Below are 24,678 nucleotides of genomic sequence, written 5' to 3' on the forward strand. Positions count from 1 at the left end.
ACGTATTTTCAACGAAGATTAACTGAATAGAGACAGAAAAAATACGCAAAGGAGACCGTTACCATGATCATGATACGCGCCATCGTCCGTCCTGAAAGAGTCAACCATGTCCTGGAGTCCCTCATGGCCGCGGGGTTTCCCGCCATCACCCGGTTTTCCGTGGTGGGCCGCGGCAAGCAGCGGGGCATCAAGATCGGCGAAGTGACCTACGACGAAATCATCAAGGAGCTGCTCTTCACCGTGGTGAAGGAGTCCGACCGGGAGTACGTGGTCAAGACCATCATCAAGGCGGCCCGCTCCGGTGAAAAAGGGGCCTTCGGGGACGGGAAGATTTTCATCACCCCTGTAGAGGAGAGCTACACCATCAGCTCTGGGATTCGCCAGAACGCTGACGGGGAGCTTGAGGAGGTGCCGGTATGAAGGAGGTCATCGCCATCATCAGGATGAACATGATGAACCAGACCAAGCGGGCCCTGTCGGACGCCGGGATCTCCTCCATGACCGCCCGGGAGGTGTTGGGCAGGGGAAAGGGCATTGTGGACCTGGACCTTTTGGAAGGGGCAGAACACGGCTACGAAGAGGCGGTCTCCCGGCTGGGACAGACCGACCGGCTTATCCCTAAGCGCCTGATTCTCATCTCCCTTCCCGACAACCTCGTGGAGACGGCCGTGCAGACCCTGATCCGGGTGAACCAGACGGGAAAGTCCGGGGACGGCAAGATCTTTGTTCTGCCCTCCAAAGACGCCATCCGTATCCGCACGGGAGAGCATGGCGATGCGGTGCTCGACGAGCTGTGAACCCGGGCAACCGGCACAGGGTGATTGCAAGACCCACACGAACATCAAGAGAGGAAAACCATGGAAGCACCAGTCACAGATACCAACCGAACCGAGAGCACCCACGATGTGGACCTTGACAAGGTCAGGTCCGAGATTCTCTCCAAGTATCCCACCAAGGTCGCCCGGAAACGGGCCAAGCAGATCCTTGTAAAGCCTGGCGGCGCAGGCACCGATATTCCCGAGATCGGAGCCAACGTGCGAACCGTGCCCGGTATCCTGACCCAGAGGGGATGCTGCTACGCAGGCTGCAAAGGGGTGATCCTGGGGCCCACCCGGGACGTGATCAACATTGTCCACGGCCCCATCGGGTGCGGCTTTTACGCCTGGCTGACCCGGCGAAACCAGACCCGGCCCGCCTCCGATGACTCCCCGAACTACATGCCCTACTGCTTTTCCACGGACATGCAGGACGAAAACATCGTCTTCGGCGGAGAAAAGAAACTCAAGCAGGCCATCCAGGAGGCGTACGACATCTTTCATCCCCAGACCATCAGCGTCTTTTCTACCTGCCCGGTGGGGCTCATCGGGGACGACATCCATTCGGTGTGCCGGGAGATGAAGGAGACCCTGGGCATCAATATCTTCGGCTTCAGTTGTGAGGGGTACAAGGGGGTGAGCCAGTCCGCGGGGCACCACATCGCCAACAACGGTATTTTTCAACATGTGGTGGGTTTGGACGACACCATCCGGGGCGGGGAGTTCAGGATCAACCTTCTGGGCGAGTACAACATCGGCGGGGACGCCTTTGAAATCGAACGGATCCTGGATGAGTGCGGGATCTCCCTTATCTCCACCTTCAGCGGCAACTCCACCATGGAACAGTTTGCCAACTCCCACACAGCCGACTTGAACGTGGTGATGTGTCACCGCTCCATTACCTACATGGCGGAGATGATGGAGAAGAAGTACGGGATGCCCTGGATCAAGATCAACTTTATCGGGGCCCGGGCCACCGCCCAATCGTTGAGGAAAATTGCTCAGTACTTTGAAGATGATTCACTTACCGCCCGGGTGGAGGAGGTCATCGCCCGGGAGATGCCCGCTGTGAACGAGGCCATGGAGGCGAACCGCCCCTTGTGCGAAGGCAAGCTGGCCATGCTTTTTGTGGGCGGGTCCAGGGCCCACCACTACCAGGAACTCTTCAGCGAGCTCGGCATGAAGACCATGGCCGCCAGGAAGCCGCTGATCGGGATGATCTACCAGGCAAGCAGCGCCTCCTCCATCAAGGGCTGGAAATCGTGCATCGACAGCATCGACAGCTCTCGGTGGAGCAGGACCCGGACAAATACCGGCTGCGAAAGACCGAGGAGGAGCTCACGTCCACGGGCCAGATCTACCGCGAGTACGACGGCCTTATCGCGGACATGAAGCCCAACACCTTTGTCATCGACGACATCAGCCAGTACGAGACGGAAAAGCTCATCGAGGCCATCAAGCCCGACGTCTTCTGCGCGGGCATCAAGGAGAAGTACATCATCCAGAAGAGCGGGGTGCCCATGAAGCAGCTCCACTCCTATGACTACGGAGGCCCCTACGCGGGGTTCAAGGGGGCCATCAACTTTTACCGGGAGATCGCGCGGATGACCAACAGCAAGGTGTGGTCGTATGTGAAGGCGCCCTGGGAGAAAGAGCCGGAGCTGACGGCGACCTATGCAGCGGCGTGAGGCGCGGTGACGGAATCAACCAGACAAAAAAGGACACATCATGCTACTGAGACACACACCCACAGAGATTACGGACAGAAAGGCCCTGATGATCAACCCGGCCAAAACCTGTCAGCCCATCGGGGCCATGTACGCGTCCCTGGGGATCCATGGCTGTATGCCCCACAGCCACGGATCCCAGGGGTGTTGCGCTTACCATCGAAGCACCCTGACCCGGCATTACAAGGAACCGGTGGTGGCGGCCACCAGCTCCTTTACCGAAGGGTCGTCGGTGTTCGGCGGTCAGTCCAACATGCTTCAGGCCATCGACAATATCTTTACCGTGTACGAGCCTGACATCATCTCCGTTCATACCACATGCCTGTCGGAAACCATAGGGGACGATTTGACCCAGATCGTGAAGAAAGCCTACGACGACGGCAAGGTGCCAGAGGGAAAGCACGTGATCTACGCCCCGACCCCCAGCTACGTGGGCTCCCATGTGACGGGCTTTTCCAACATGTGCAAGGGCATCGTCAGCGGCTTTGCCGAAAAGACCGGTGAGCAGAAAAACCAGATGAACATCATCCCGGGCTTTGTGGAGCCGTCGGACATGGCCGAGGTCAAGCGCCTGGCAGAGGAGATGGGGGTGAAAACCGTGCTGTTTCCCGATACCTCCGGGGTGCTCAACGGCCCCCAGACCGGCAGGTACCATATGTTCCCCAAAGGGGGCACCACCGTGGAGGAGCTCAAGTCAACGGGGGACAGCATGGGGACCCTGGCCCTGGGCTCCTTTGCCTCCTCCCTTGCCGCCAAGTTCCTGGATACCAAGTTCAAGGTGCCGTGCCGGGTACTGCCCCTGCCCATCGGGCTTGTGGCCACGGACCGTTACATCGACACCCTGCGGAAATTCGCCGGGGTGACCGTGCCGGACTCCCTGACCTTTGAGCGCGGCCAGCTCGTGGACGTCATGACGGACATGCAGCAGTACCTCTACGGGAAAAAGGTGGCCCTGTTCGGAGACCCGGATCAGCTCATCGCCCTCACCGAGTTTCTCGTGACCCTGGACATGGTGCCCGTGCACATCGTCACCGGCACCCCGGGCAAGGAGTTCGAAGCCACCATCGCCGAACTCACCAAGGACTCCCCCGTGCCCGTCAACATCAAGTCCCACGGGGACATGTTCCAACTGCACCAGTGGATCAAAAACGAGCCCGTGGACCTTTTGATGGGCAACACCTACGGCAAGTACATCGCACGGGACGAGGACATCCCCTTTGTGCGGCACGGGTTTCCCATCCTGGACAGGGTGGGGCACTCCTATTTTCCCACAGTGGGCTACCGGGGCGGCCTGAGGCTTTTGGAGCAGATACTCAGCGCCCTCCTCGACCGAAAGGATCGCGACTCCTCAGAGGAGAGCTTCGAGCTGGTCATGTAAAAAAGGGTAACTATTCAGCTTGCCTCCGGCGGGTCGCTTTTTTGAAAAAAAGCTCCGCAAAAAACTTTCCGGTAAAAGGATTAGAGCAGTCAAAATCGCTTGAATTCATGCCAAAGCTGTCAAGACCTGTTTGTCAAACCTGCGTTTCATAAATCAGGCAAAAGTTTGGCCCCCGGCAGGGCCGCCGGAGGCAAACATAAGCTGAATAGTTACAATCAAAGATGTGTGAACGGCTCGTCATTCGCACATGTGCCCACGGCGGATCATCTTGCTCCAGGCGGGATGTTTACAGCTATTTTCAGGAGAGAGCCAATGAAACCAGATAAGGATATCAACAGCGTCAACCATCCCTGTTTTAACGTCAATGCCCGCAAGCGCTTCGGGCGGGTCCATCTGCCCGTGGCCCCCCGCTGCAATATCCAGTGCCGGTTCTGCGACCGGAAATTCGACTGCGTCAACGAGAGCCGCCCGGGGGTTACAAGCGGTGTGCTCTCGCCCTATCAGGCCCTGGTGTACCTGGAGCATGTGTTCGAGGCCAAGAAGAACATTTCGGTGGTGGGCATTGCCGGTCCCGGGGATCCCTTTGCCAACCCGTCCCAGACCATGGAGACCCTGCGCCTGGTTCGGCAGGCCTATCCCGATGTGATCCTTTGTCTTGCCACCAACGGATTGGGCATTGCCCCCTTCATCGATGATCTGGCCGCACTGAACACCGGCCATGTGACCGTCACGGTCAACGCCGTGGATCCGGCTGTTGGCGCGGAGGTGTATGCCTGGGTTCGGGACGGCAAGCGGGTCATCGGCTCCCAGGCAGGGGCCGCCCTTCTTATGGAGCGCCAGCTTGCCGCCATCAGGGCCCTGAAGCAGGCGGGGGTCATGGTGAAGGTCAACGCCATCATGATCCCGGGGATCAACGATCACCACATCGTGGAGATCGCAAAGACCGTGGCAGGCCTCGGGGTGGATATCTTCAACTGCCTGCCCTTCCATGAAAACAAGGGCTCTGCCTTTGCCCATATCCCGGAGCCGTCGGCAGCCGAGGTGAACGCCGTCAGGAAAGAGGCCGGGGTGTATATCCGGCAGATGACCCATTGTGCCCGGTGCCGTGCCGATGCCGTGGGGTGCCTGGGCGATGCCCAGGATAACGGCCTCATGGCCAAGCTCAAGGCGTGCGAGCTCATGCCCGAAGTGCCCGATTCCGTCTGGGAGTCCCCCCAGGAGAGCTGCCGGACCACCCACAGTGAGCGGCCCTTTGTGGCCGTGGCCTCCATGGAAGGTCTGCTGGTGAACCAGCACCTTGGCGAGGCCATGGAGTTGAAGATTTTCGGCAAGAAAAAGGGCCAATTCCTGCACCTGGAGACCCGGCCCACACCGGCAGCGGGTACCGGGGCCGAGAGGTGGCGGGAGCTTGCAGAGCGCTTGGCCGATTGCTCGACCCTGCTTGTGAGCGGCATTGGGGACGCGCCCCGCAAAGCCATGGCAGAGAGCGGGGTGGATGTGCACGTCATCGAAGGGCTCATTGACGAAGCCCTGGGGGCGGTGTTCGAGGGCCGAAGCCTGGCCCCCATGGCAAAAAGGCCAGCCAGGCGGCGGGGCGAAATGTGCTCCGGCATGGGCATGGGCATGGGGTGCGGTTAATGGCTATCGGCCAGGTTGTAGGGTGCGCTTGCGCACCATCGAAGAATGAATCTAAAGCGATTTTAAGAGAAAAGGAGCAGATCATGGAATGTCCGAAACATCATATTTTGCTATACGCAGCCCCCGTGCTTCCGGGGAACCCCAGGGGATCTGTCATAAAAAAGGGTCGGTCTCCCTTCTCCAGTACATGGAAGAGGAGATCCTGGATCGGGGCATGAGCGATGTCCTGCTCTCCAGCACCGGGTGCCTCAAGCAGTGCGAGCGGGGGCCCGTGGTGGTGGTGTACCCGGAAAATCACTGGTACGGGGGCATCGACTCCGAAGAGGCTGTGGACGCGGTCCTCGACGCCATCGAAGACGGCACCGCAGCCGAAGCGTATCTCCTGACGGCCGTGGAGGCCTGAGGTGATGACTGATGGCGCCTACGTCCTCCGACGGGCAGGGCAGGAGGATATCCAGGGGCTGGTATCACTTCTTGCTGTGCTGTTCGCCCTGGAAGCGGATTTTGCCATTGATCCGGAGAAACAGGCACGGGGGCTGAGCTTGCTTCTGTCCCGGGACGACTCGGTGGTTCTGTGCGTGGAAACCGGGGGCCGCGTTGTGGCCATGTGCAGCGCCCAGTGCCTGGTTTCCACGGCCGAAGGCGGGCTCTCCGCCCTGGTGGAGGACCTGGTGGTGGAAGAGGTCCACAGGGGGCGTGGCTTTGGGGCCATGCTCCTTGCGGCCGTGGAAGCCTGGGCCCGTGGGCTCGGCGCATCCAGGCTCCAGCTCCTTGCGGACAAGACCAACCGAAACGCATTGGACTTTTACTCGCGCATGGGCTGGGCTGAAACCCGTATGGTGTGCAGGCGAAAGCGCTGAATGGCTCTTTACGTATTGCTGTTTTTTAAGGGACATCTCTTTGCTATTTGGCAGGGTTTGTGGCAGCCTGACAGGCATAAACCCTGTCTTTTCCGTTGATTGTGCCTTTGCTGGTGACGTTTGCGGATGACAGGATTTTCAATCCCATTGCTTTGATAAGGAGAGAGCGAGCATGAAGATTCTGGCTGTAAACGGAAGCCCGACAACGAAAAAAGGGATGACCCACCTGATGTTGAACCTGTTTCTGGAAGGGGCTGCCGAGGCGGGGGCAGAGGTGGAACGGTTCAATGTGGTGGACAAGAAGATCAGGTATTGCGACGGATGCTTCAACTGCTGGGTCCGCACCCCCGGGGAGTGCATCCATAAAGACGACATGCCGGCCATTCTGGATCAGGTGGCGGCAGCGGACGTGCTTATTCTGGCAACGCCTTTGTATGTGGACGGGATGACAGCCCAGATGAAGACCTTCACCGACCGGATCATTCCCCTGGTGGAGCCCGAGTTTGAAATGGTGGACGGGCATTATCGCCACAAGTCCCGCATTTCAAACGTTAAAGCTGCTTCTTATGAGCGTCTGCGGGTTCTGGGAGATGGACAACTTCGACGGGCTGGTGGATCACGTCAAGCGAATCTGCAAGAACTTCCAGGCCGAGTACGCAGGGGAACTCCTGCGTCCCAACTCCTATGTCCTGGCCATGGAAGAACTCCTTCCCAAAGAGGTGCCCGCCATCCATGAGGCCATCAGGCAGGCCGGCAGGGAATTCGTCAAGGACGGCAAGATCAGCGAAGAGACCATGGCCGCGGCCGTGGCCCAGCCCATTCCCAAAGAGCCCGCGCTTTTTAGGCTCCGATATCCTTCTGGGGCGAGTGCCAAAAACCAGAAAAAATTCCTGTTTCACCATCGCGAGCAGACAGCCTAGTACGGGCTCGGCCTTCACGTTTGAGGTCGCTACACCCTCTATGGTTCATACCTGCAAGGCGGAGCCTAGGAAATAAGAAGCCTCCGGAGGCAGTGCGATTAAATCCACAATGGGCAAGTAGCGATAACGTATCCTGTTACGTCGAAGCTTGTGATCCAGCTCGCACATACCATCAGCGTTTGTGTCGGGCGAAGCCCGAGTCGAAGGCCCTTGCGCTTTGGCCCGAGGAACGAGGGCAAAGCGCAAGGCAATCAGGCTTCGAGGTGGCTCACCTCGCGGCCAGAGTGGAATGTCAAATAAACGTAAAACCTCCGGTAGGGTCGCCGGAGGTTTTTTTTGATCTGGATAGTGACGACATACCTTACATTACTCAGCGTAGTCCGAGTACCCGTCCGGGAGCATCATGAAGGTAGCGGTGAGCTCGGTGGCGGCACGGGCCAGGGGGCTGAGGATGCTTTGGTCCACCTTGTCCAGGGTGTCTTCCGAGGTGAGCAGGTAGACCGGGTAGCCGATCCAGTGGATGAAGTCGATGCCCGCCACCACGTGGAAGTGGCCTGATTCCCCAGGCGGCACGTTTCCTAAAAGGGTTGAGTGGATGGCCACGGTGCGGTCGGGCTGTGCGGCTTCGAGCATGCGGGCCGTGGCTGCAATAGCTGTGGGGTTTTCATTGATAAAGATGGTGGTCAGGGCCCCGTGGTCCTGGCCACGAGTTTTCCTTCCTTGTTTTCCTTTACCCCGCTTGCCGCAAGATGCTCCAGGTTGATGTTGATAATGGTGTGTTCCATGATGTCGTGCAGGTGGTCATGGGCAAAGAGTTCGGCGCCCAGACCCCGGTAGTGGTGTCCGTCCGTGAAGATGAAGACGATGTTTTTCTCCCGTTTTTCCACCCGGCTCCAGTAGGCGGCCTGGGCCAGGACCATGGCCACGCCTGTGCCGTCTTCGGTGGCCCCTTTGAAGCAGGAGTCATGGTGGGTGCTGATGAGGATGATCTCATCGGAGAGCTTTCCGTCCACGGGCTCGGTGGCCGGGAGCACCGCGTAGATGTTGTGGCCTTCTCCGGGCTTGACCTCCCCTGAAATACGGACCTTGGCCGTGGCGCCGGATTCGGCGATTTCTTTGATCTCCTCTCCCTTGTGGCTGCTTACCCACATGCAGGGCATGGGTCGCATGCGGCCGTCGTAGGGCCCCCAGTGCGTATTGAGGTCACCGGGGTGGTTTTTCATGATGAGGACCAGCCCGGCGGCGCCCCTGTCGAAGGCCTGCCAGTAGACCGCCTCATCGTAATGATCCTCGTCCAGGTATTCCGCCGGAAAATTGGAGCGGGTAAAGGTCATGGGAAGGGAGGTGAACAGGTTGATCCAGTTCTCCGGATCTGACTTGGCGTAGCCTCCGTTGTAGAGCATGTCGATGAACCCCAGGGGCAGGTTGGAAAACTCGCATTCGGCAACCACCACCTTGCCCTGGATATTGCCCAGTTTGTCAAAGGACTCGGGGCTGCCGTCCCCGGCCCACACCATGGGGCCTGTGACCATGGAGCCGTTGGGGTTGTCCAGGGTCATGCCCGTGTTCACGGCGTAAAAGGCGTCAAAGGGTTTGAAGCCGTTGCCCCTGTCGATGTCCAGGCCCCAGTCCGTTGCGGTGTACACGGCCTCCAGGGCAAAGGGCTGATCATAGACATATGGGGCCCGATCATATTCCTTCCAGCCAGCCGGTCAGGGTGGCAATGGCGATGCGGGATTCCGGTGAGCCGATGCGGCGGTGTTCTGTGGCGCAGATTCCCTCCACCCAATGGTCCTCTTCCTCGTTGGAGGGGATGAATCCGTCTGTCAGCATCAGGTGCCGGAAGCGACTTTTCCCTTTTCTCGCCAGGTTCCTCACGTTGTGGAAATGGGGGACCTGCTTGAGAAGCCCCGGAACCCTTTCCGTGGTATCCACCATGCCACCGGGCTCCCTGGGGGTGATCCAGCCTTGTGCCCTCGGGGTGGACCGTCCGGCAATGATGCCGAATTGGGGTTTGACCTTGTACCAGTAGTACACCCCGCCTTCCGCTTTTTCGTCTCGATATGTCTCGTTTCCGTCGTCCGCCCATCCCACGGGAAAATAGGGCCCGTTGAAGTTGCCGGAGCGAAGGATGTGGTACCCCGTTGCCCAGCTGACGGGTTGCCAGTGAAGCTCCACGGCATCGGGCAGGGTGCCCCGTGATGCCGTTATGGGTGGAGCCGATGCGGATGCGTGGGCGTAGGCCGCGATGAGCAGGGCGATGCCCAGAGAAAAACAGATGCAGCGAAACGTGGTTTTCACGTTGCGTGATGTCATGGTGTCCTTCCTTTTTGTTGGGGTGGATACGATGGGGTTGGCTGCCCGTTGCGTGGTGGCGAAAAACCGGGGGTGAGGGGACGCCACAGGGCAGATGCTCAGTCAATTCCGGAATTGCGATGTAAGTTTGGGGATATCATCTCTGTTCGGTTGATTTACGCAAAGGAAAGGCACGCAGAAATGGAATACAGCGAGATCATGGATTGTCGTGAAATATCGGGAAACTTTATTGATGTACCCATGCAAATGGTTTGTCAATGGAGATGGAAAGGCCTCCATGTCACCGAACGGTGGGCCTAAAACCATGGAAAGATGGTTCAGGAAAAAAAGAGATATTCTGTCCGTGGTGTTGGCAGAAGGAGTATTTCGAAGCAGGCAAAAAGGGTGAGTAAGATCTTTTGGGAAAGGAATGTGGGTTTGGTATTGGGCCGGTAAGGGACGCTCTTTTGCAAGAGCGTCCCTGTTTTTCAGATGGATACTAAAGCTTATGGGGTAAAAAAGAGATCGAGTCGTTTCTGGTCCACGGGCTTGTCTGTATACGAGCCAACCACAAAGGCGATGCCGCTGATGAGCATCCCGGCGATGACGCCGTGGCCGGAGAGCATCGGGGAGAGGGACTCCAGGTAACCGGGTGCCATGGGCGGGGTTTTTACCAGGTCGATGGCCACAAGGGCGATCTGTGTTGTGGCCCCGCAGACAAGGCCCGCCACAGCACCCTTACGGGTGGCCCGTTTCCAGAAAAGGCCGCCGAGTCAGGGGGAAAAAAGTAGGAGGCGCTGGCGATAAACGTGGCGATGTGAATCGCCTCGATGATGTTGTGGATGAAATAGGAGCAGAGGGTGGCCGCACCGATGATGAAAAGGACGGAGAGGCGGTTGATGCGCATGATGCTCTTTTCATCCGCATCGGGATTGATGTATCGCTGGTAGATGTCCCGGGAGATGCACGAGGCACCGGAGGTGGCAAAGGTATCGGCACAGGACATGGCGGCGGTGGCAAGGCCGATGGCGCAGAGGGCCAGGCCGAACTTGGAGAAGCCGCTTTCCGTGATGAAGACGAGAAGGGCGGGCTCTGCCTTGGCCATGCCTGCGGGAAAGCCCGCGGCGGCGATCTCCGGGTAGAGGCGGTTGAGGGCGATGGCGATGACGGCGCATCCGCCAACACCAGGTCCGGCACGGCCCCGATGATCATACCCAGGTTTGCGCGGCTTTGTCGTCCTTTGCAGCCCACACCTTCTGCCAGGGATCCTGCTCGGTGATCCAGCCGGGAACAATGGAAAGGGTAAAGATCAGGACCATGGGGAGCCCAACAGAGAAGGGGTTGTACCAGGCTCCGGGGACGTCGCTTACCATCTTCGAGAAGCTCAAGGTGGCGTCTGCGTCAGTGGCGGCCCCCGTGGTCATGACGGCCATGGCCATGACAAAGAGAAAGAGGAGGGTAAACTGGATGCGGTCGGTGAAGACCACCGCGGAAAAGCCCCCTAAGTTGACATAAAGGGCCACGGCAGCCCCCACGATAAGCACGGAGTAGAGGGAATCCAAGCCGTAGAAAATCTCCAGCACCATGGAGAATCCTTTGATGTCCGAGACCGCAAAAAGGATCATGACGATGGTGATGATGATGGCCACCGGCCCCCTGAGGGAGTCGCCGTATCGCATCTCAAGGAGCTCCGGCTGGGTGATGGCCGGAAGGCGTTTCAGCTTTTTGACGAAAAGGGCAATGACCACCAGGGCGATGATGTTGGGGGCCACAAAGCCCCAGACAGACCCCATGCCCAGGAGCATGAAAAAGCCGGTGACGGCCAGAAGGGCCCCTGCCGTAAGCCAGGAAGCTGCGGCGGAAAAGCCGATGGACAGGGCATTAAGCTCCCGGCCCGCCAGGAAAAAGTCCACGCTGGTTTTCTGTTTCTTGTTGTAATAGATGCCGATGCCGATGAGGCTGCCGATGTAGAGGGCCAGAAGGCCGATGAAAATAGAGTAGTCGCTCATGATACCCTCGCGTTGAGTGTCCGGCGCGTTGCGCTGTTTATCCCCCGGCATTCGGGCCGGGGGATCCGGCGTTCGCTGTTACCAGGTGAGTCCCTGAAAGAAAATGTATCCCACAGCAAGGGGGGCCACCACCTTGCAGGCCACCTGCCATACGGGCAGGAGGGAAAAGGAGACGTCGCCGCCGTTGGTGACCTCGTTTTTGGCGATATCTGCAATGACCCAGCCGGTAAACAGGACAATGAACAACCCGCCCAGGGGCATCATGAGGTTGGAGGCGATGAAGTCCATGGTGTCCAGGAACCCTCTGATACGTTGAGGCCGCCTGCAAGGGAGATGGCCGACGGCACGCCCAGAAGGAAAATGCCGAAGCCGATGGCCCAGGGCGCCTTGTTTCTGGACCATCCCTTTTCATCGATAAAATGGGCGCAGACCACTTCCAGCATGTTCACCGACGAGGTGAGGGAGGCGATGACGAGCAGGAGGAAAAAGAGACCCGCCCAGAAAACACCGCCGAACATCTGGGAAAAGACCGCGGGCAGGGTCACGAAGGAGAGGCCCGCCCCGGAGGCCGGTTCAAACCCGAAGGCAAAAACCGCCGGAAAGATGATGAGGCCGGAGAGGAAGGCCACCAGGCTGTCCAGGATACAGATCTGGAAGGCCGAGGAGGGGAGGGGCTCCTCTTTTTTCAGGTAGCTCCCGTAGGTGAGCATGCCGCCGTTGCCGAGGCTCAGGGAGAAGAAGGCCTGCCCCATGGCGGCCAGGCACATGCCCCCGGTCACTTTGGAAAAATCGGGTTTCAGATAAAAGGAAATGCCTGCCATGGCCCCGTCCAAGGTCAGGGAACGCACGGACAGGATGAGATGATGAGAAACAGGGCGGGCATGAGGACCTTGCAGAACCGCTCGATGCCCTGGCCGATTCCTTTTGAGACCACCCAGATGGTGGCCCCCATGAACAGGGCCTGATAGAAGATGACAGACGGAGAGTTGGTGATGAACCCTTCAAAGGCCTGGCCTGCCTGGGCCGCTGCATCTGCTCCTGTGGGCAGTCCCTGGAACACCGACACAAGCTGGTCCCACATGGTCCAGCCGCCGATGACGCCGTAAAATGAAAGAATAATGATGGAGGCGATGATGCCCAGCCACCCCATCCATGGACCAGGCCTTGCCCCCCAGGCGCATGAGGGCGCCCACGTTGTTACGCTGGGTGTTGCGCCCCAGGGTAAACTCAGCCAGCATGACGGTAAATCCTAAGGAAAAAACCATCAGAAGATAGATAAAAACAAAGGCAGCCCCTCCGTTTTCACCGGTGACATAGGGGAATCGCCAGATGTTTCCAAGCCCTACGGCGGACCCTGCGGACGCCAGAATAAATCCCAGTCGGCTTCCGAACTGGTCCCTCTTTCCTTTCTGTTGCATACCTTCGCATTCTCCAAATCTACATTGCGGGCGAAAAGGCCCAAAAAAAGAGGCCGGATACCTAAATAACATCGGGTACCCCGGCCCCATATGTGCGGTGGCACAGATTGCTTTTACCATCGAACCCAGTAAGGCGTGGCATGGGCAAAGGACGTTTATACAGTAACGCTCTTCCGCGTGTCAATGAGGGGCCTGTGTAAGCGGGGGAAGCAAGGGGGCTGCGCGGGGTTGGGTTGCTCGATTTTTTCTGGTTTGTGTTTGATTGTGAATCGTCCTATACTCTTGGCGCTTGATATGGGCTCCGGCCGCCTGTCTTTATGGTAAGGGGCGGCCATGGGGGTGCCATGGGCTTGTTTTTGTCTGGCGTATTATGTTTTTTGGGGAGCCTTTCGAGGCGTCCCCCCTTGTTAGAAAGGGTGTCTCATGACGGAAATGGAAGTGTTTGCAGGTGTGTGTGGGTTCAAGACGGTGATCACGGCCGACCCGACGGATAAATACAAGGCGGTCTGTACCCTTGAAACAGGGTGTCCGAACCTGAAAAAGGTGGCCGAGGCCCTGGGGGACGAGCCCCTGGATGTCATGAACGAGTTGTTTGCCAAAGGACAATCCAAGGTGATTACCCTCTGTACGGCGCATCTTCCCCATGTCTCCTGTCCCGTGCCCGCAGCCATCCTCAAGACCCTTGAAGTGAGTGTCGGGCTGGCCCTGCCCGCGGATCCGGTCCTTACCTTCAGGAAGTGAATTGTTTCCAAGCCGTCTGGAGGCGTGTCGGATGCGCATCCGGTGTTCCGGGCGGCTTTTTTTGACCGGTTCATAACGGGTCTCCGGTCCCTGCGGTCCTTTGCCATGGCTCGTTTCGGTTTTTATTGAAGCTGCGGCGCGGATCTTTTATGATGGGTGCCGTGCAAGCATAAGCCCACGGAAATCTTCCGTGGCTGTGTTCCTGAGCTTCCGTAGCCGTCCCTCCACGTCGGTTGGCGTGTTCTCTTTCGTACCCATTTATCCAATGAGGCCCCATGACCAGAAAACCTTCCCGAACATCTCTGCTTTGTCCGAATTGCAGGCGCCTGATCAGCAACGACGAGCCGTCGTGTCCTTACTGCGGAATCCGCAAGCCCGGTTCGGGGCTCAAGAACAACGCCATGGTCCGCGGTATGTCCGATCCAGACCTTATCTTTAAGGTAATCATCGGGATCAATGTCGTGATGTATGTGGCCTCCCTTGTGGTCAGCGTGTTGAGGGGGGAGAGCGTGGGCTTGACGGGCAACCCCTTGAGCTTTTTTTCTCCGTCCAATGAAACCCTGCTGTTTCTGGGGGCCTCGGGGGTGGCACCCATCAACGGACTGGGGTACTGGTGGTCCCTTGTGGCGGCCAACTGGCTCCATGGCAGCATTTTGCACATTGTGTTCAACATGCTCGCCTTTCGGAACCTTGCGCCCTTTGTTATGCGTGAGTTCGGCACCTATCGTCTGGTGATCATTTTTACGCTGGGCGGGACCCTGAGCTATCTGGTGTCGTATCTGGCCGGGGTGGATTTGACCATCGGGGCTTCAGGGGCTGTCTGTGCCCTGGTGGGGGCGGCTCTTTACTTTGGCAAGAACCGGGGAGGGGCCTACGGCAACGCCGTCTACCGCCAGGTGAGCGGGTGGGTGGTGAGCCTTGCCCTTTTCGGGTTTATCGTGCCGGGGATCAACAACTGGGCCCACGGCGGCGGCATTATCGCAGGGGCGGGCCTGGCCTGGGCCCTTGGCTACCTTGAGCGCAAGCGGGAGTCCCAGAGAGACAAGTTCCTGGCCCTTCTGTGCGGGAGTGTGACCGCAGTAAGTATCCTGTTGGGGATTTTTACCGCGGCCACCACCATGCATGTGCATATCAGGTAGGAAAAAACAGTAACTATTCAGCTTGCCTCCGGCGGGTCGCTTTTTTGAAAAAAAGCTCCGCAAAAAACGTTTCTAATGTGAAAAAGTGGACATTATTTCGGCGGAGCCTGGAACGGCTTGTTTGAGCTGAATAGTTACAAAAAAAAACAGATGTATTCCATATCCGGCTGCGGGCCCCTGGCCCGCATCGGCAACAGATATCTCGTGACCGCGCTCCATGCAGCAACGGTCACTTTTTTTATGGTGAGATCATGACACATCGACTTTGGCTGGCCCCCATGCAGGGCTACACCGAGCTGCTCTTCCGGGACGTGTACGCCGAGATTTTCTCCGGCATCGACGTTGCCGTCTCTCCCTTTATCTCTGCGCTTCCCGAAGGGCGCGCCAAGGACCGGGAGTGGAACGACGTCCTGCCGGAACTCAACACAAAGATGCCCGTGATCCCCCAGGTAATGGGCAGTGTGGCCGATGACATCGTGCTGCTTGCCAACCGTCTCTACGACCTTGGCCATCCCGTTGTGAACCTGAACCTCGGGTGCCCCTATAAAATGGTGGCCAAAAAGAAGAAGGGATCGGGGATCCTCTGTTTTCCCGATGAACTGGACGCCCTGCTGGACAGCTGGTGGAGCGACGTAAAGGTCGCCTCTCCGTCAAGACCCGGCTGGGGCGTCACACCCGGGACGAGTTCCACACCCTCATTGAGATTTACAACCGGTATCCCCTGGAAGACCTCACGGTCCATCCCCGCACCGGTGTGCAGATGTACAAGGGGGACCCGGACCTCGATTTCTTCGAGTCCGTGCTCCCCGAGATCAGGCATCGCGTGATCTACAACGGAGACCTGTGGTCCCTTGATCGGTTCACGGCGCTGTCAAAGCGATTTCCCACCATCTCGGACTGGATGATCGGGCGCTGGGTGATCCCCAACCCCTTTCTCCCGGCTGAGATCAAGGGCGACCGGTTTGATGACGAGACGAAACTGAGCCTGCTCAAGACATTCCATGACGCCATCTACGCCCGCCAGGTGGAACGTCTCGATGGCCCCGGGCATGTGACCAACGTCATGAAAGCCTTCTGGGTCTATTTCAAGGACGCCTTTGAAAACGGCGATCGCCTCTTCAAACCCTTGCGCCGCCTCACCGATCTTGCAGCCTATGAAGCGGCCGTGGAGCAGCTCTTTGCCGGACGACCCACGGTGGCAGGCTGATCCTCATCCTATTTTCAGGCCCGGTGTCGCCAGGATACCGGGCCTTTTTCCCTTCGCCATGGCGATGGTCTGCAGCCCGTTGCCTTCCCTTTTTCCTCCTTGCCGTTCCTTGTGATCTGTATTGACTTCCGGCGATGTGATGGGTAGAACCGACGATGATACCGGTGGATAACACGTTCAATCGGCGATGATATCGTTTGCGAACGTGGGTGGGGGTGTCGATGGCCTTTCAGGGAGGTGGTCGGCATGCCTTGTGGAGACGATGCCGGGGAAGACGATGACTGGTGGGTTGGTGCGCGTCCGTTGGCGGGTTCTCAGGCTGCCGCGGAGATGGAGGGGGCGCATGGCTGTTATCGACGAATTTGTTCAGCCGGAGTTGGTTTTTCAGGATCGGGTGTCCGGGTACTACAGGGCATGGAGCACGGCGCACAGCCGAAAAGTCATTTTAAAGGTGTTGAAGCGTGAACGCCCCGGGGAGTCCGAGGTGGAGATGGTCAAGCATGAATACGCCATGCTGAGGGAATTGTCTCACCCCGGGATCATCAAGACCTTTGGACTGAAGCAGACGTCCCTTGGGCTGACCCTCATCCTGGAAGACATCGACGGCGAGCCCCTCAGAAAACTTTACGACACGGGACTTCCCGGTCGTGAGGTTCTCATCTCTTGGTTCCTCGATTTCTCACGAACCCTTGCATACTGCCATCAGGCAGGCGTGGTTCACGGTCACATCAGCCCTTCACACATCATCGTTAACCAGGATACGGGTCGGGTTCAGCTGGGCGGGTTCAACAACGAGCCCGGGGTGATCCGGGACGACGAGTTCCAGGAGGTGGATCACCTGCTCACGGCCCTTGCGTACAGTGCCCCTGAACTCACCGTCGCCAGGGAAGGGGAACCGGATCACCGCAGCGATCTTTACTCTCTGGGCGTGGTGATGTACGAGGCCTTCACCGGTCGCCTCCCCTTTGACATGGAGACCGTGGGGGGGATGATTCATTCCCGGGTGGCCCTGACACCCGCGCGGCCCTGCACGCTCTGCTTTGAGATTCCCCGGTGGCTCGATGAAATCATCATGAGCCTGATGAATCGAAACCCGGAAGGGCGCGTTCCCTCTGCCGAGGCCCTTATCGAGGCCATAGAGGCGGGCATGCGCACCGGTGAGTCGGCCGACTACCTTAGCCTGTGGTCCTCGCCGGATGGCTAGGTGTGCTCTGCGGCAGGGATGACGAGAAGCGGGAGCTGGCGCAATGGGTCAAGGGCATCGCCGAAGCCGGTGCCGCTGCCTTTGAACGGCCCGGTGTGATGGTGCTCTCCGGGGCGGCTGGATGCGGTAAAACAGCCCTTGCCGAGTGGCTTTGCCGGTATGCCCGCCAGCATCACCCCGAAGTGATCGTGGCCTCCGGCAAATTCGATCAGAGTGTGGAGAGGCCCGGTGCCGCCTTTGTCGGTGCACTGCAGCAGGTGGTGAGCACCCTGCTGGGGGAGCCGGATGCCAAGCTTCGGGAGTGGCGAAAGGTCATCAAGCGCCTCATGGGGGACGGGGTGGCCGTCCTGTTGTCCATGGTGCCCGATTTTTCCCTGCTTCTGGATACGGAACAGGGCGACGCCACCTTGGACCTGGAATCATCGGCCAAGGCCAACGTCATCCACATGGCCATGGCCAACTTTTTCCGGGTGTTCAGGCAGATGGGACGCCCCCTTATCCTGTTCATCGATGATATCCAGTGGGCCGATGAAGACTCCCGCCTCTTTCTCAACCTGCTGACAGGTATCTCCGGGGAGAAGGTGGGGCTGCTTGCCGCCTTTCGAACCAGTGAAAGCAAAAGCGTTCTGGTGGAATCGTTTTTCCAGGCTTCGACCATGAAGAAAGAGGGCATCGTGGATGTGATGCCCATCCAGGGGCTGGACAGCCTTGCCGTGGAGACCTTTCTTTCCATGTGCCTCGGCGAGGACAGAAAGAGGATCGCCCCTTTGGCCGAGCTGGTGTATGCCAAGACCGGCGGCATACCCTATCATGTGAACGCCTTTCTCGAACGGATTCTTTCCGGTGGCGAGCTGGTCAGGGCCCACGGTCCCGAGGGGGAGACCTGGCACTGGAACCAGCAAAAGCTCGAGGCCCTTCCCATGTGTACCTCGGCGGCCCAGTGGATATCCGAGAGGGTGGATGGCCTGGACATGCAGATGAGGCGGCTTGTGGAGTCGGCCTCCCTGCTGGGGCACAAGGTCGTTCCCGAACTCCTTGCCATGGTGGTTCAGCGCTCGGAAGAGAAGGTCAGGCAAGGCCTTGAGGTCCTTTGCGATAAAAAAATTCTGGTGCGTACCCGGGAGGGATACTGTTTTGCCCACGACCTGGTGCAGAAAGCCGCCTATGAGCGCATGACGCAAGGTCAGCGGGAACTGGCCCACTTCAGCGCCGGAATGCATATCTATGAGGGGCTCAAGCATCGTCCCGGTCCCTACCTTTTCGATATTGTCTACCAGTTCAATGCCTCGGGGTCGGTGCCCATACGGGAGAGCTACCGCAAGGAGCTGGTCCTGTTGAACCTCGATGCCGGCAAGCAGGCCATGGAGACCTCCTCTTTCGGCCAGGCCCTGGAGTGCTTTCGGTGTGGGCTCAGGTTCCTGGGGGAAGACGGGTGGGAGCGGGAGTACTCCCTGAGCCTGGAGATGACCTCGGCCGCTGCCGAAGCCGCGTATGCCCTGGGGGAGTATGCGGTCATGGAGGCCCATGTGGCCACCGTGGAGAAAGAGGCGAGAAACGACTGGGACTGCGTGAATGTCTGGCGCATGCGAATACGCGGAGCCATTGCCGCCAACGACCTGACGGGTGCCATTGCCTTTTCAAGGGAAGCGTTGGGCCGGTTCGGCTTTCGCCTGCCCGAGAGGGCCTCCCGGCTGCACCAGCTGGCCGGGCTCCTGCGCATTCGCAGTTCCCTGGCGCGACTGGGGCGAAAAGGACTCGAACAGGTTCCTGTGATGACGGATGCCGAGCATCTTTCCATCATGGAGCTTTTCTTTTCGGCCACCATGGCTGCCTATCTCTCCGGAAGTGAGCTGTCTCCGCTGATTATCTTCACGGCCCTGCGCTACAGCTTGAAGCACGGCCGCTCCAAACACACGCCGTTTCTCCTGGCTGCCTACGGGTTTATCTGCCTTCGGGTCGACAACAAGGTGGAGAAGGGAACGGCCCATGCCTACAACGCCCTTTCGCTCCTGGAAAAAGAGGAGCAGTCCGGGGTCCGGGGCAAGACCCTGTCCCTGACGGTCTGCCTTGTCCAGCACTGGAAAGAGCCCATTCAGGACCTGTTTCCGGTGTACCTGCGTGCCTATGAGCAGTCTTTGGCCGAAGGGGACACAGAGTATGCGGGAGGGGCTGTCTCCGCATGGTTTTACACCCGCTTTTTCGGCTCCGACGACCTGCACCAGCTGGCTCGGGACATGGTGACCTACGGGGAGGAGATGGAGCGCCTCAGGCTTCCCTTTACAGGGACCGTCCGTAACCTTCAGCAGACCGTGGCCAATCTCACGGATGCCAAAGCCCAGCCCGTATCATTTTCCGGGCCATTCTTTACCGATGATGAGCGCCCCCGCGGGGGTGACATGCCCAACGACCATATCGCCGCATTGAACTACCATATCACCAAAGGCCTCCTGGCTTTTCTCTTCTGGCACGATGCCCGGCCCATCATGCGTCGGTATGCAGCCCTCATCGACATGGTGACCAGCACGTACACCATTCCGGTCTTTTCGGCCTTTGCCGCGGCGATCTGCGCGCGGCACGGCGGAGGGGGGCTCCCATTCCGGCAGAACGGATGGATGAAGCTGGTCCGGGATATCGAGAAAAAACTGGGCAAAGCGGCGGTGGATGCGCCGTGTAACTTCGCTCATCTCCATGACATGGTGCGGGGAGAACGATTCCTGGCCCGGAAGAATGTCCAGAAGGCGGTTTTTCATTTTGAACTGGCCGCTGAAAAGGCCAAGAAAAACAACTTCACGTTCCACGAGGCGTATGCCTCGGAGAGGGCCGGTGCCTGCTATCTGCAAATGGGGAGGAAGCGCCTGGCAAGGGTGTGCCTCACCGATGCGGTGAACCTCTGGCGGTTCTGGGGGGCCGAGGCCAAAGCCCGCAAACTGGAGACAGACTACGAGCAGGTGCTCTGGCGCCTCCCCTCCATGGCCGGGAAGAATCGGTGGTTGCCCCGCAGGGGGTATTCCGGCGAGGCGTGCTGTTCAAGTGAGGGGGTTCTCGATCTGGAGGGACTCTCCAGGGCCTTTGAGGCCCTGTCCACGGAACGAAATTACGACCGGCTCGTCAGGAAGCTTGTCGACACAGCCCTTGAGTACGGCGGGGCCGAGGCCGGGGCGGTCTGCCGCACGGATGACGGCCAGGTTCGGCTGGAGGCGTGGAAGGGGTTTGGTGCGGAGGAGGTCTCCCTTTGCGGGTCTTCCGTTCTTTCTGAGGAGACCCGGTTGCCGGTGGCGATGATCCATTACGTGGCCCGGACCGGCAGCCTGATTCAGTACAACCACGGTGAGACCCCCGTGGTCTATGATCCCTACTTTGATGACTTTGGGTGCGGCAGTGCCATCTGTATTCCGTCCATGGTTCAATCCCGGCAATGCGGTATCCTCTACCTTGAAAACCGGACCCTGGACCATCTTTTCGACGGGCGGCGCCTGCGCGTCTTAAAAACCCTTGCCTCTCAGATGGCCGGGGCCATGGAGAACACCCGGCTGTATGAAAGCTTGAAGGACCAGGCCGAAAAACTCCAGATGGTGAACCGGGTGCTGAAAAACGAGGTGACGGATCGCAGGGCCAAGGAAGCGGCACTCAAAGAGAAGGAGAGGGAACTCAAAGAGTCCGGTGAAAAGCTGTCCGAGGCCAACATCTCTTTAAAACAGATGTTGAGCAAGAGCGATGAAAACATGAGTGAGATCCAGGAAAACATGATGAGAAATGTGGATGACTTGATTTTACCCTACATCGAAAGGCTCAAAGGGACCCATCTGACAAAGGCCCAGGAGAACCTTGTGGAGATGCTGGGGAAGAACATCGAGGACATCCTCTCTCCCTTTGCGCGGAACATCAATGCCGGCTATTTTCGGTTGACCCCGGCCGAAATCCAGACCGCCCAGCTTGTGCGCAGCGGAAAGACCACAAAGGAGATCGCCGACCTGCTCAACCTCTCCCCCAGGACCATCGATGCCTACCGGGACAGTATTCGGGAAAAATTGGGGCTTAAGAAAAGTGGGGTGAACTTGAAGGTTTATCTGATGCAGATGTAATCAACACGGTATGGATTACCGTATTTTTACCGTGTTTTTACGGTTAACACATTCCCGATGAATCTGCTAAAGATTGTGTTACCTTCGGTTCGGACGCCTCATCTGACAAGGCGAATCCAGGAACCCTATCCCACCTCACAAGAAATCGATAATTCCCGATGTCAGACCTTACATGATCAAGAGACTATTTTTCACCCTCGGGCTCCCTGGCATTAACGCTGCTCTCCGCGGCGTAGGGAGCCCGGTCCCTCCTTTCTCACTGTGTTCCCTTCTCGTTGACAACGGCAGATTCGATCCCTATATTTCTTTGACTGTTTTATGATGGGGCGCCACAGGCACCAAACGCTTCAGCGCCGCTTTGACGCAACGCCTGCCGTTGCATTCATCGTTTTTGAGCCCGACCACAGACGTCAAAGGAGAGTTTGTTCCCATGAAGATCGCGTTCCCGACAGAAAAATTCGACGAACTTGAGAGCCCTGTATACAACCATTTCGGATCAGCAAATTTTTTCGTGATTGTTGATACGGAGACCGAAACCTGTGAAAAGGTGCTGAACCAGGACCTGGACCATCAGCACGGCAAGTGCCAGCCCCTGAAGGCCCTGGGCGGGCGTTCCGTGGATGCGGTGGTGGTGGGGGGCATCGGTGGCAGCGCCCTCGGAAAACTGAAGCACAAGGCGGTACCTGTTTATAAAGCCGTGGAGGGGACGGTGCGGGAGAACCTCGCCAAGCTGGACAAGGGAGAGCTCAAAGAGTTTATGCCCATTGATGTGTGCGGCGGTCACGGAGATGCCTGCGACCATCACTAATGCGGGCCGTGCCCCGAGCCCGCAAGGCATGGGGAAGGCATGATACAGATAATTGACGGCAGCCCTGGTTTGTAATGGCTGCCGTTTTTTTTTTCAGCCCTTGTCACGTACCGACAAGACGCCTTGATCCGAGATGTGAAGGGGGCTTTCCGGAAAATCTTCCAGGGAGAGGCGTGCCGCCTCCCTGGCCGCCCCGTGGGATGGGTCGGTAACGGGCAGGCTTTTGTAAGGCTGTCGCAGGGAGTGGATGCGCCCTTCAATAAACCGGCCATCGGGCGCGAGGGAGACATTGAGGACAGGGGCCAGGCCCTTGGGGCCTTCCAGGTTAAAGCGTGCCCAGGTAAAAAAATTCCCGAGGCTGTAGGCGATGAGACGCCCTTTGTAGATCTCCATGCCGCGGACCACATGGGGCCCGTGGCCTATGACGAGATCGGCGCCCGCATCCACGACGTCATGGGCAAATCCATGGAGATCACCCCGGTTTTCCCCGAGGTAGGTCTCCGTCGCACGGGGCACATGCTCCGCCCCGCTTCCTTCGGCCCCGCCATGCATGGAGACAATGACCATGTCACAGATGCTGCTGAGGGTTCGGACGCGCCTGACCGCGGCATCTCTGTCAAGAAGGTCCGCCACCCCTTTGTGGGGGGCAAAGGCTGCAAAGCCGATGTACAGTCCGTTGGCGTAGAGAATGTCCCAGGGCTTTTCCAGGGTTCCGCAGTAGGCAATCCCGCTTTTCCCGGAGCTGGCGCAACCGTGCGCCTGCGGCCCGGCTCCCCGAAATCGCTGATGTGGTTGTTGGCAAGGCTGAACAGGTTGAACCCTCCGCGCTTCAGTATGTCGGCATACCCGAAGGGAATGTTGAAGGCGTAACACGTGGTTGAGTTTTTACAGGCCTTGAGGCAGGGCGCGTCTCCGGCCATGGTGCCTTCGAGGTTTCCGAAGCGGACATCCGCATCCCCCAGGATCCGGGCAAAGGTGGTGACGAAGACCTCGTCGGGGATCGTGGAGAGGTATTTGGGGTCCGGAAACGAACTCGACGGCATGATGTCACCCACCGCTGTGATCGTGAGCCCGGCCCGTTCCGCAACGGCCGGTGCGGGTAGGCACAAAATGCAGATCAGCAGGAGGATGAGAGCGCTAGCGTGTGGACGGCATGTCATGGTGGCCTCGTGAATCGTGGGGTCGTTTGTCTGAAAATGGAGAGTGTAGCCTTATCAGGCGGATAACGCAAAGGAAAGCTTCAGGAGATTTCCCACGGGCTGAAGGGCGCAAAGACGGCGTTGGCGGCTGAATGCCAACAGGCCCGAGAGGTTTTGCTCGCATCCAGCCAGAGGGCTGCCGTCTCCTGTGCGGGGCCGTGCAGTACGGAGACGCTGTTGAGCCAGGCGTACTGGAGCCGTTCGCCGTGTTCTATAAGAAGGTTCATGGATCGGAAACTGTTGTCTGTCAGGGTTTTCTGGAACTGGATGATCTGCTGCATCAGGTTCAGAGGGTTCATGGGAGGATCCTTTGGTTGTGGGGTTGGCGTTGTGCGCAAGTATTGGGTGACCGTTGGAAAACACAAAAGGCGCTGCCGGTTCGGTAGCGCCTTTGAGTCTTTGAAAAGCTTGAAAACATGGCCTCCAAGTCGTTACTTCTCATCTTTGGGCTGCAACATGTCGATGAGTCGATCGTAGTGATCGGTGACGTACTTTCGGAACTCGTTCTGGTTGCTGGTGAGCTGGGCCTGCCACTCATCCAGGAAAGCGCGACCGGAATCGGGGATTCCCTTGTTACCCGCCATGAACGCCGTGGTGACCTTCTGCGACTGTTCCTGCATCTTCAGCATGGTGTCGAAGGTGGTGTTGAATGCACTTTTCTGGAAGTCAATGAATCGGACTCCCATGCGTGCGGCATCGGACGTGTTGAACATCTCCATGTTCTTTGACATATCCCAACTCTTCCATACGTCAAAGCCTTTCATCATGTCGGTAAAAGCCTGGTTCATGGGTTCCTCCTTGAGGGCGGGGCATGCATTGAAGTGATTTGGGGTGATACGCACCTGATACCGGAATGGCCCGATGTCCGACGATCGGTGTCGATCAGGTAATCAGGCACACGCGGGATGTTTGGTATGCGCAACGATGATGTAATCGTAAAAAGGTATTGCCGAAAGCGCCTTTTGTGGCAAACCCCACGGTATCTCGGAAAGGCGGTTCTTGTCGTGTAGCGTTCTTTCGGTTAGGGAATAACCTTTTGCGATGCCACCAAATTTAGGGTCCTTGAAAACGACAAGCCGTACCAATACCGGCTGAAAAACATCGTAAGTCAGAGATATAACGAGTTGAGCTGAAGTGGAATACTGTTGAGTACCGGATCATGGTGCGGTGAAGACCCGGTGACTTGCGGAGATCACGTGCAGTATCAAGCTTTAGTGACAAATGATATAGGTAAAAGG

General features: G+C 58.2%; 26 protein-coding genes and 4 pseudogenes. 16 read left to right on the plus strand and 14 right to left on the minus strand.

The features are described from left to right. Positions 1-63 precede the first annotated feature (63 nt). The 10 genes and pseudogenes from ACOYW1_RS10415 to ACOYW1_RS10460 all read left to right on the plus strand — a co-directional run bounded on the left by ACOYW1_RS10415 (position 64) and on the right by ACOYW1_RS10460 (position 7,338). Positions 64-420: a P-II family nitrogen regulator gene (locus tag ACOYW1_RS10415; RefSeq protein ID WP_482416491.1), complete on the plus strand. Its 357-nt coding sequence runs from the start codon at positions 64-66 to the stop codon at positions 418-420. Continuing rightward, positions 417-797 carry a P-II family nitrogen regulator gene (locus tag ACOYW1_RS10420; RefSeq protein ID WP_180146375.1) on the plus strand — a complete coding sequence of 127 codons (381 nt, stop codon included), beginning with the start codon at positions 417-419 and terminating at the stop codon, positions 795-797. Before ACOYW1_RS10415 ends, ACOYW1_RS10420 begins: the two co-directional genes overlap by 4 nt. Before the next feature lie 60 nt (positions 798-857). Next, on the plus strand, positions 858-2,207 hold the full coding sequence (locus tag ACOYW1_RS10425; RefSeq protein ID WP_482422743.1) for a nitrogenase component 1: 1,350 nt from the start codon (positions 858-860) through the stop codon (positions 2,205-2,207). Next, positions 2,204-2,503 (plus strand): nitrogenase component 1, encoded by a 300-nt coding sequence (locus ACOYW1_RS10430; RefSeq protein ID WP_482423700.1) that lies wholly within the window; start codon positions 2,204-2,206, stop codon positions 2,501-2,503. Before ACOYW1_RS10425 ends, ACOYW1_RS10430 begins: the two co-directional genes overlap by 4 nt. A gap of 40 nt (positions 2,504-2,543) precedes the next feature. Next, the gene (nifK, locus tag ACOYW1_RS10435; protein WP_482422744.1) at positions 2,544-3,920 is read left to right on the plus strand and encodes a nitrogenase molybdenum-iron protein subunit beta; all 1,377 of its coding nucleotides are present in this window, start codon (positions 2,544-2,546) and stop codon (positions 3,918-3,920) included. A gap of 312 nt (positions 3,921-4,232) precedes the next feature. Next, positions 4,233-5,558, plus strand: a complete 1,326-nt coding sequence (nifB, locus tag ACOYW1_RS10440; protein WP_482422745.1) for a nitrogenase cofactor biosynthesis protein NifB — start codon at positions 4,233-4,235, stop codon at positions 5,556-5,558. An 88-nt stretch (positions 5,559-5,646) separates the two neighbouring features. Next, entirely contained in the window at positions 5,647-5,961 is a 315-nt protein-coding gene (locus ACOYW1_RS10445; RefSeq protein ID WP_482422746.1) for a (2Fe-2S) ferredoxin domain-containing protein, read from the plus strand. 4 nt (positions 5,962-5,965) lie between these two features. Continuing rightward, positions 5,966-6,418 (plus strand): GNAT family N-acetyltransferase, encoded by a 453-nt coding sequence (locus tag ACOYW1_RS10450; RefSeq protein ID WP_482423701.1) that lies wholly within the window; start codon positions 5,966-5,968, stop codon positions 6,416-6,418. 172 nt (positions 6,419-6,590) lie between these two features. Next, a pseudogene (locus ACOYW1_RS10455) lies at positions 6,591-6,887 on the plus strand (flavodoxin family protein); the annotation flags it as partial. A 34-nt stretch (positions 6,888-6,921) separates the two neighbouring features. After that, complete coding sequence (locus ACOYW1_RS10460; RefSeq protein ID WP_482423897.1) at positions 6,922-7,338, plus strand: hypothetical protein; 417 nt, start codon at positions 6,922-6,924, stop codon at positions 7,336-7,338. 366 nt (positions 7,339-7,704) lie between these two features. Here the strand turns inward: ACOYW1_RS10460 and ACOYW1_RS10465 are convergent, their stop codons facing one another. The 10 genes and pseudogenes from ACOYW1_RS10465 to ACOYW1_RS10510 form a co-directional block, all read right to left on the minus strand. Further along, positions 7,705-7,971: a hypothetical protein gene (locus tag ACOYW1_RS10465; RefSeq protein WP_482422747.1), complete on the minus strand. Its 267-nt coding sequence runs from the start codon at positions 7,969-7,971 to the stop codon at positions 7,705-7,707. A 50-nt stretch (positions 7,972-8,021) separates the two neighbouring features. After that, positions 8,022-8,984 (minus strand): M28 family peptidase, encoded by a 963-nt coding sequence (locus ACOYW1_RS10470; RefSeq protein WP_482422748.1) that lies wholly within the window; start codon positions 8,982-8,984, stop codon positions 8,022-8,024. Positions 8,985-9,027: 43 nt separating this feature from the next. After that, positions 9,028-9,654, minus strand: coding sequence for a hypothetical protein (locus ACOYW1_RS10475; RefSeq protein WP_482422749.1), 627 nt, complete (start codon positions 9,652-9,654; stop codon positions 9,028-9,030). Between the two features lie 485 nt (positions 9,655-10,139). Further along, on the minus strand, positions 10,140-10,292 hold the full coding sequence (locus tag ACOYW1_RS10480; protein WP_482422750.1) for a hypothetical protein: 153 nt from the start codon (positions 10,290-10,292) through the stop codon (positions 10,140-10,142). An 11-nt stretch (positions 10,293-10,303) separates the two neighbouring features. Next, positions 10,304-10,738: a hypothetical protein gene (locus ACOYW1_RS10485; RefSeq protein ID WP_482422751.1), complete on the minus strand. Its 435-nt coding sequence runs from the start codon at positions 10,736-10,738 to the stop codon at positions 10,304-10,306. A 103-nt stretch (positions 10,739-10,841) separates the two neighbouring features. Continuing rightward, positions 10,842-11,642, minus strand: coding sequence for a sodium:solute symporter family protein (locus ACOYW1_RS10490; protein WP_482422752.1), 801 nt, complete (start codon positions 11,640-11,642; stop codon positions 10,842-10,844). Positions 11,643-11,720: 78 nt separating this feature from the next. Next, positions 11,721-11,930 carry a hypothetical protein gene (locus tag ACOYW1_RS10495; protein WP_482422753.1) on the minus strand — a complete coding sequence of 70 codons (210 nt, stop codon included), beginning with the start codon at positions 11,928-11,930 and terminating at the stop codon, positions 11,721-11,723. Then, on the minus strand, positions 11,903-12,463 hold the full coding sequence (locus tag ACOYW1_RS10500; RefSeq protein ID WP_482422754.1) for a sodium-dependent transporter: 561 nt from the start codon (positions 12,461-12,463) through the stop codon (positions 11,903-11,905). The genes ACOYW1_RS10495 and ACOYW1_RS10500 overlap by 28 nt, the downstream gene beginning before the upstream one ends. A gap of 14 nt (positions 12,464-12,477) precedes the next feature. Continuing rightward, complete coding sequence (locus tag ACOYW1_RS10505) at positions 12,478-12,792, minus strand: hypothetical protein (protein WP_482423898.1); 315 nt, start codon at positions 12,790-12,792, stop codon at positions 12,478-12,480. A 43-nt stretch (positions 12,793-12,835) separates the two neighbouring features. Continuing rightward, positions 12,836-13,180 (minus strand): annotated as a pseudogene (locus tag ACOYW1_RS10510) (hypothetical protein); the annotation flags it as partial. A 303-nt stretch (positions 13,181-13,483) separates the two neighbouring features. Between ACOYW1_RS10510 and ACOYW1_RS10515 the strand changes: the two are divergent. The 6 genes and pseudogenes from ACOYW1_RS10515 to ACOYW1_RS10540 all read left to right on the plus strand — a co-directional run bounded on the left by ACOYW1_RS10515 (position 13,484) and on the right by ACOYW1_RS10540 (position 22,241). Further along, a complete protein-coding gene (locus ACOYW1_RS10515) occupies positions 13,484-13,801 on the plus strand; it encodes a DUF6951 family protein (protein WP_482416482.1) in 318 nt (105 codons plus the stop codon). Positions 13,802-14,076: 275 nt separating this feature from the next. Beyond that, positions 14,077-14,940: a rhomboid family intramembrane serine protease gene (locus tag ACOYW1_RS10520; RefSeq protein ID WP_180146411.1), complete on the plus strand. Its 864-nt coding sequence runs from the start codon at positions 14,077-14,079 to the stop codon at positions 14,938-14,940. Between the two features lie 278 nt (positions 14,941-15,218). Further along, positions 15,219-16,147, plus strand: a pseudogene (locus tag ACOYW1_RS10525) (tRNA-dihydrouridine synthase). Between the two features lie 343 nt (positions 16,148-16,490). Beyond that, positions 16,491-17,351: a serine/threonine protein kinase gene (locus ACOYW1_RS10530; protein WP_482422755.1), complete on the plus strand. Its 861-nt coding sequence runs from the start codon at positions 16,491-16,493 to the stop codon at positions 17,349-17,351. 2 nt (positions 17,352-17,353) lie between these two features. Further along, entirely contained in the window at positions 17,354-21,433 is a 4,080-nt protein-coding gene (locus ACOYW1_RS10535) for an AAA family ATPase (RefSeq protein WP_482422756.1), read from the plus strand. Between the two features lie 430 nt (positions 21,434-21,863). Then, the gene (locus tag ACOYW1_RS10540) at positions 21,864-22,241 is read left to right on the plus strand and encodes a NifB/NifX family molybdenum-iron cluster-binding protein (RefSeq protein WP_482422757.1); all 378 of its coding nucleotides are present in this window, start codon (positions 21,864-21,866) and stop codon (positions 22,239-22,241) included. Between the two features lie 93 nt (positions 22,242-22,334). Here the strand turns inward: ACOYW1_RS10540 and ACOYW1_RS10545 are convergent, their stop codons facing one another. From ACOYW1_RS10545 to ACOYW1_RS10560, 4 genes and pseudogenes are all read right to left on the minus strand, one after another. Then, positions 22,335-23,114 carry a CapA family protein gene (locus ACOYW1_RS10545; protein ID WP_482422758.1) on the minus strand — a complete coding sequence of 260 codons (780 nt, stop codon included), beginning with the start codon at positions 23,112-23,114 and terminating at the stop codon, positions 22,335-22,337. Then, positions 23,048-23,401: pseudogene (locus tag ACOYW1_RS10550) on the minus strand (CapA family protein); the annotation flags it as partial. The pseudogene ACOYW1_RS10550 and the gene ACOYW1_RS10545, both read right to left, overlap by 67 nt. A gap of 80 nt (positions 23,402-23,481) precedes the next feature. Then, entirely contained in the window at positions 23,482-23,739 is a 258-nt protein-coding gene (locus tag ACOYW1_RS10555; RefSeq protein WP_482416476.1) for a hypothetical protein, read from the minus strand. Between the two features lie 132 nt (positions 23,740-23,871). Further along, positions 23,872-24,228 (minus strand): hypothetical protein, encoded by a 357-nt coding sequence (locus ACOYW1_RS10560; protein ID WP_180146430.1) that lies wholly within the window; start codon positions 24,226-24,228, stop codon positions 23,872-23,874. Between the last annotated feature and the right edge of the window lie 450 nt (positions 24,229-24,678).

Source organism: Desulfoluna sp. CYM3A (assembly GCF_056829965.1).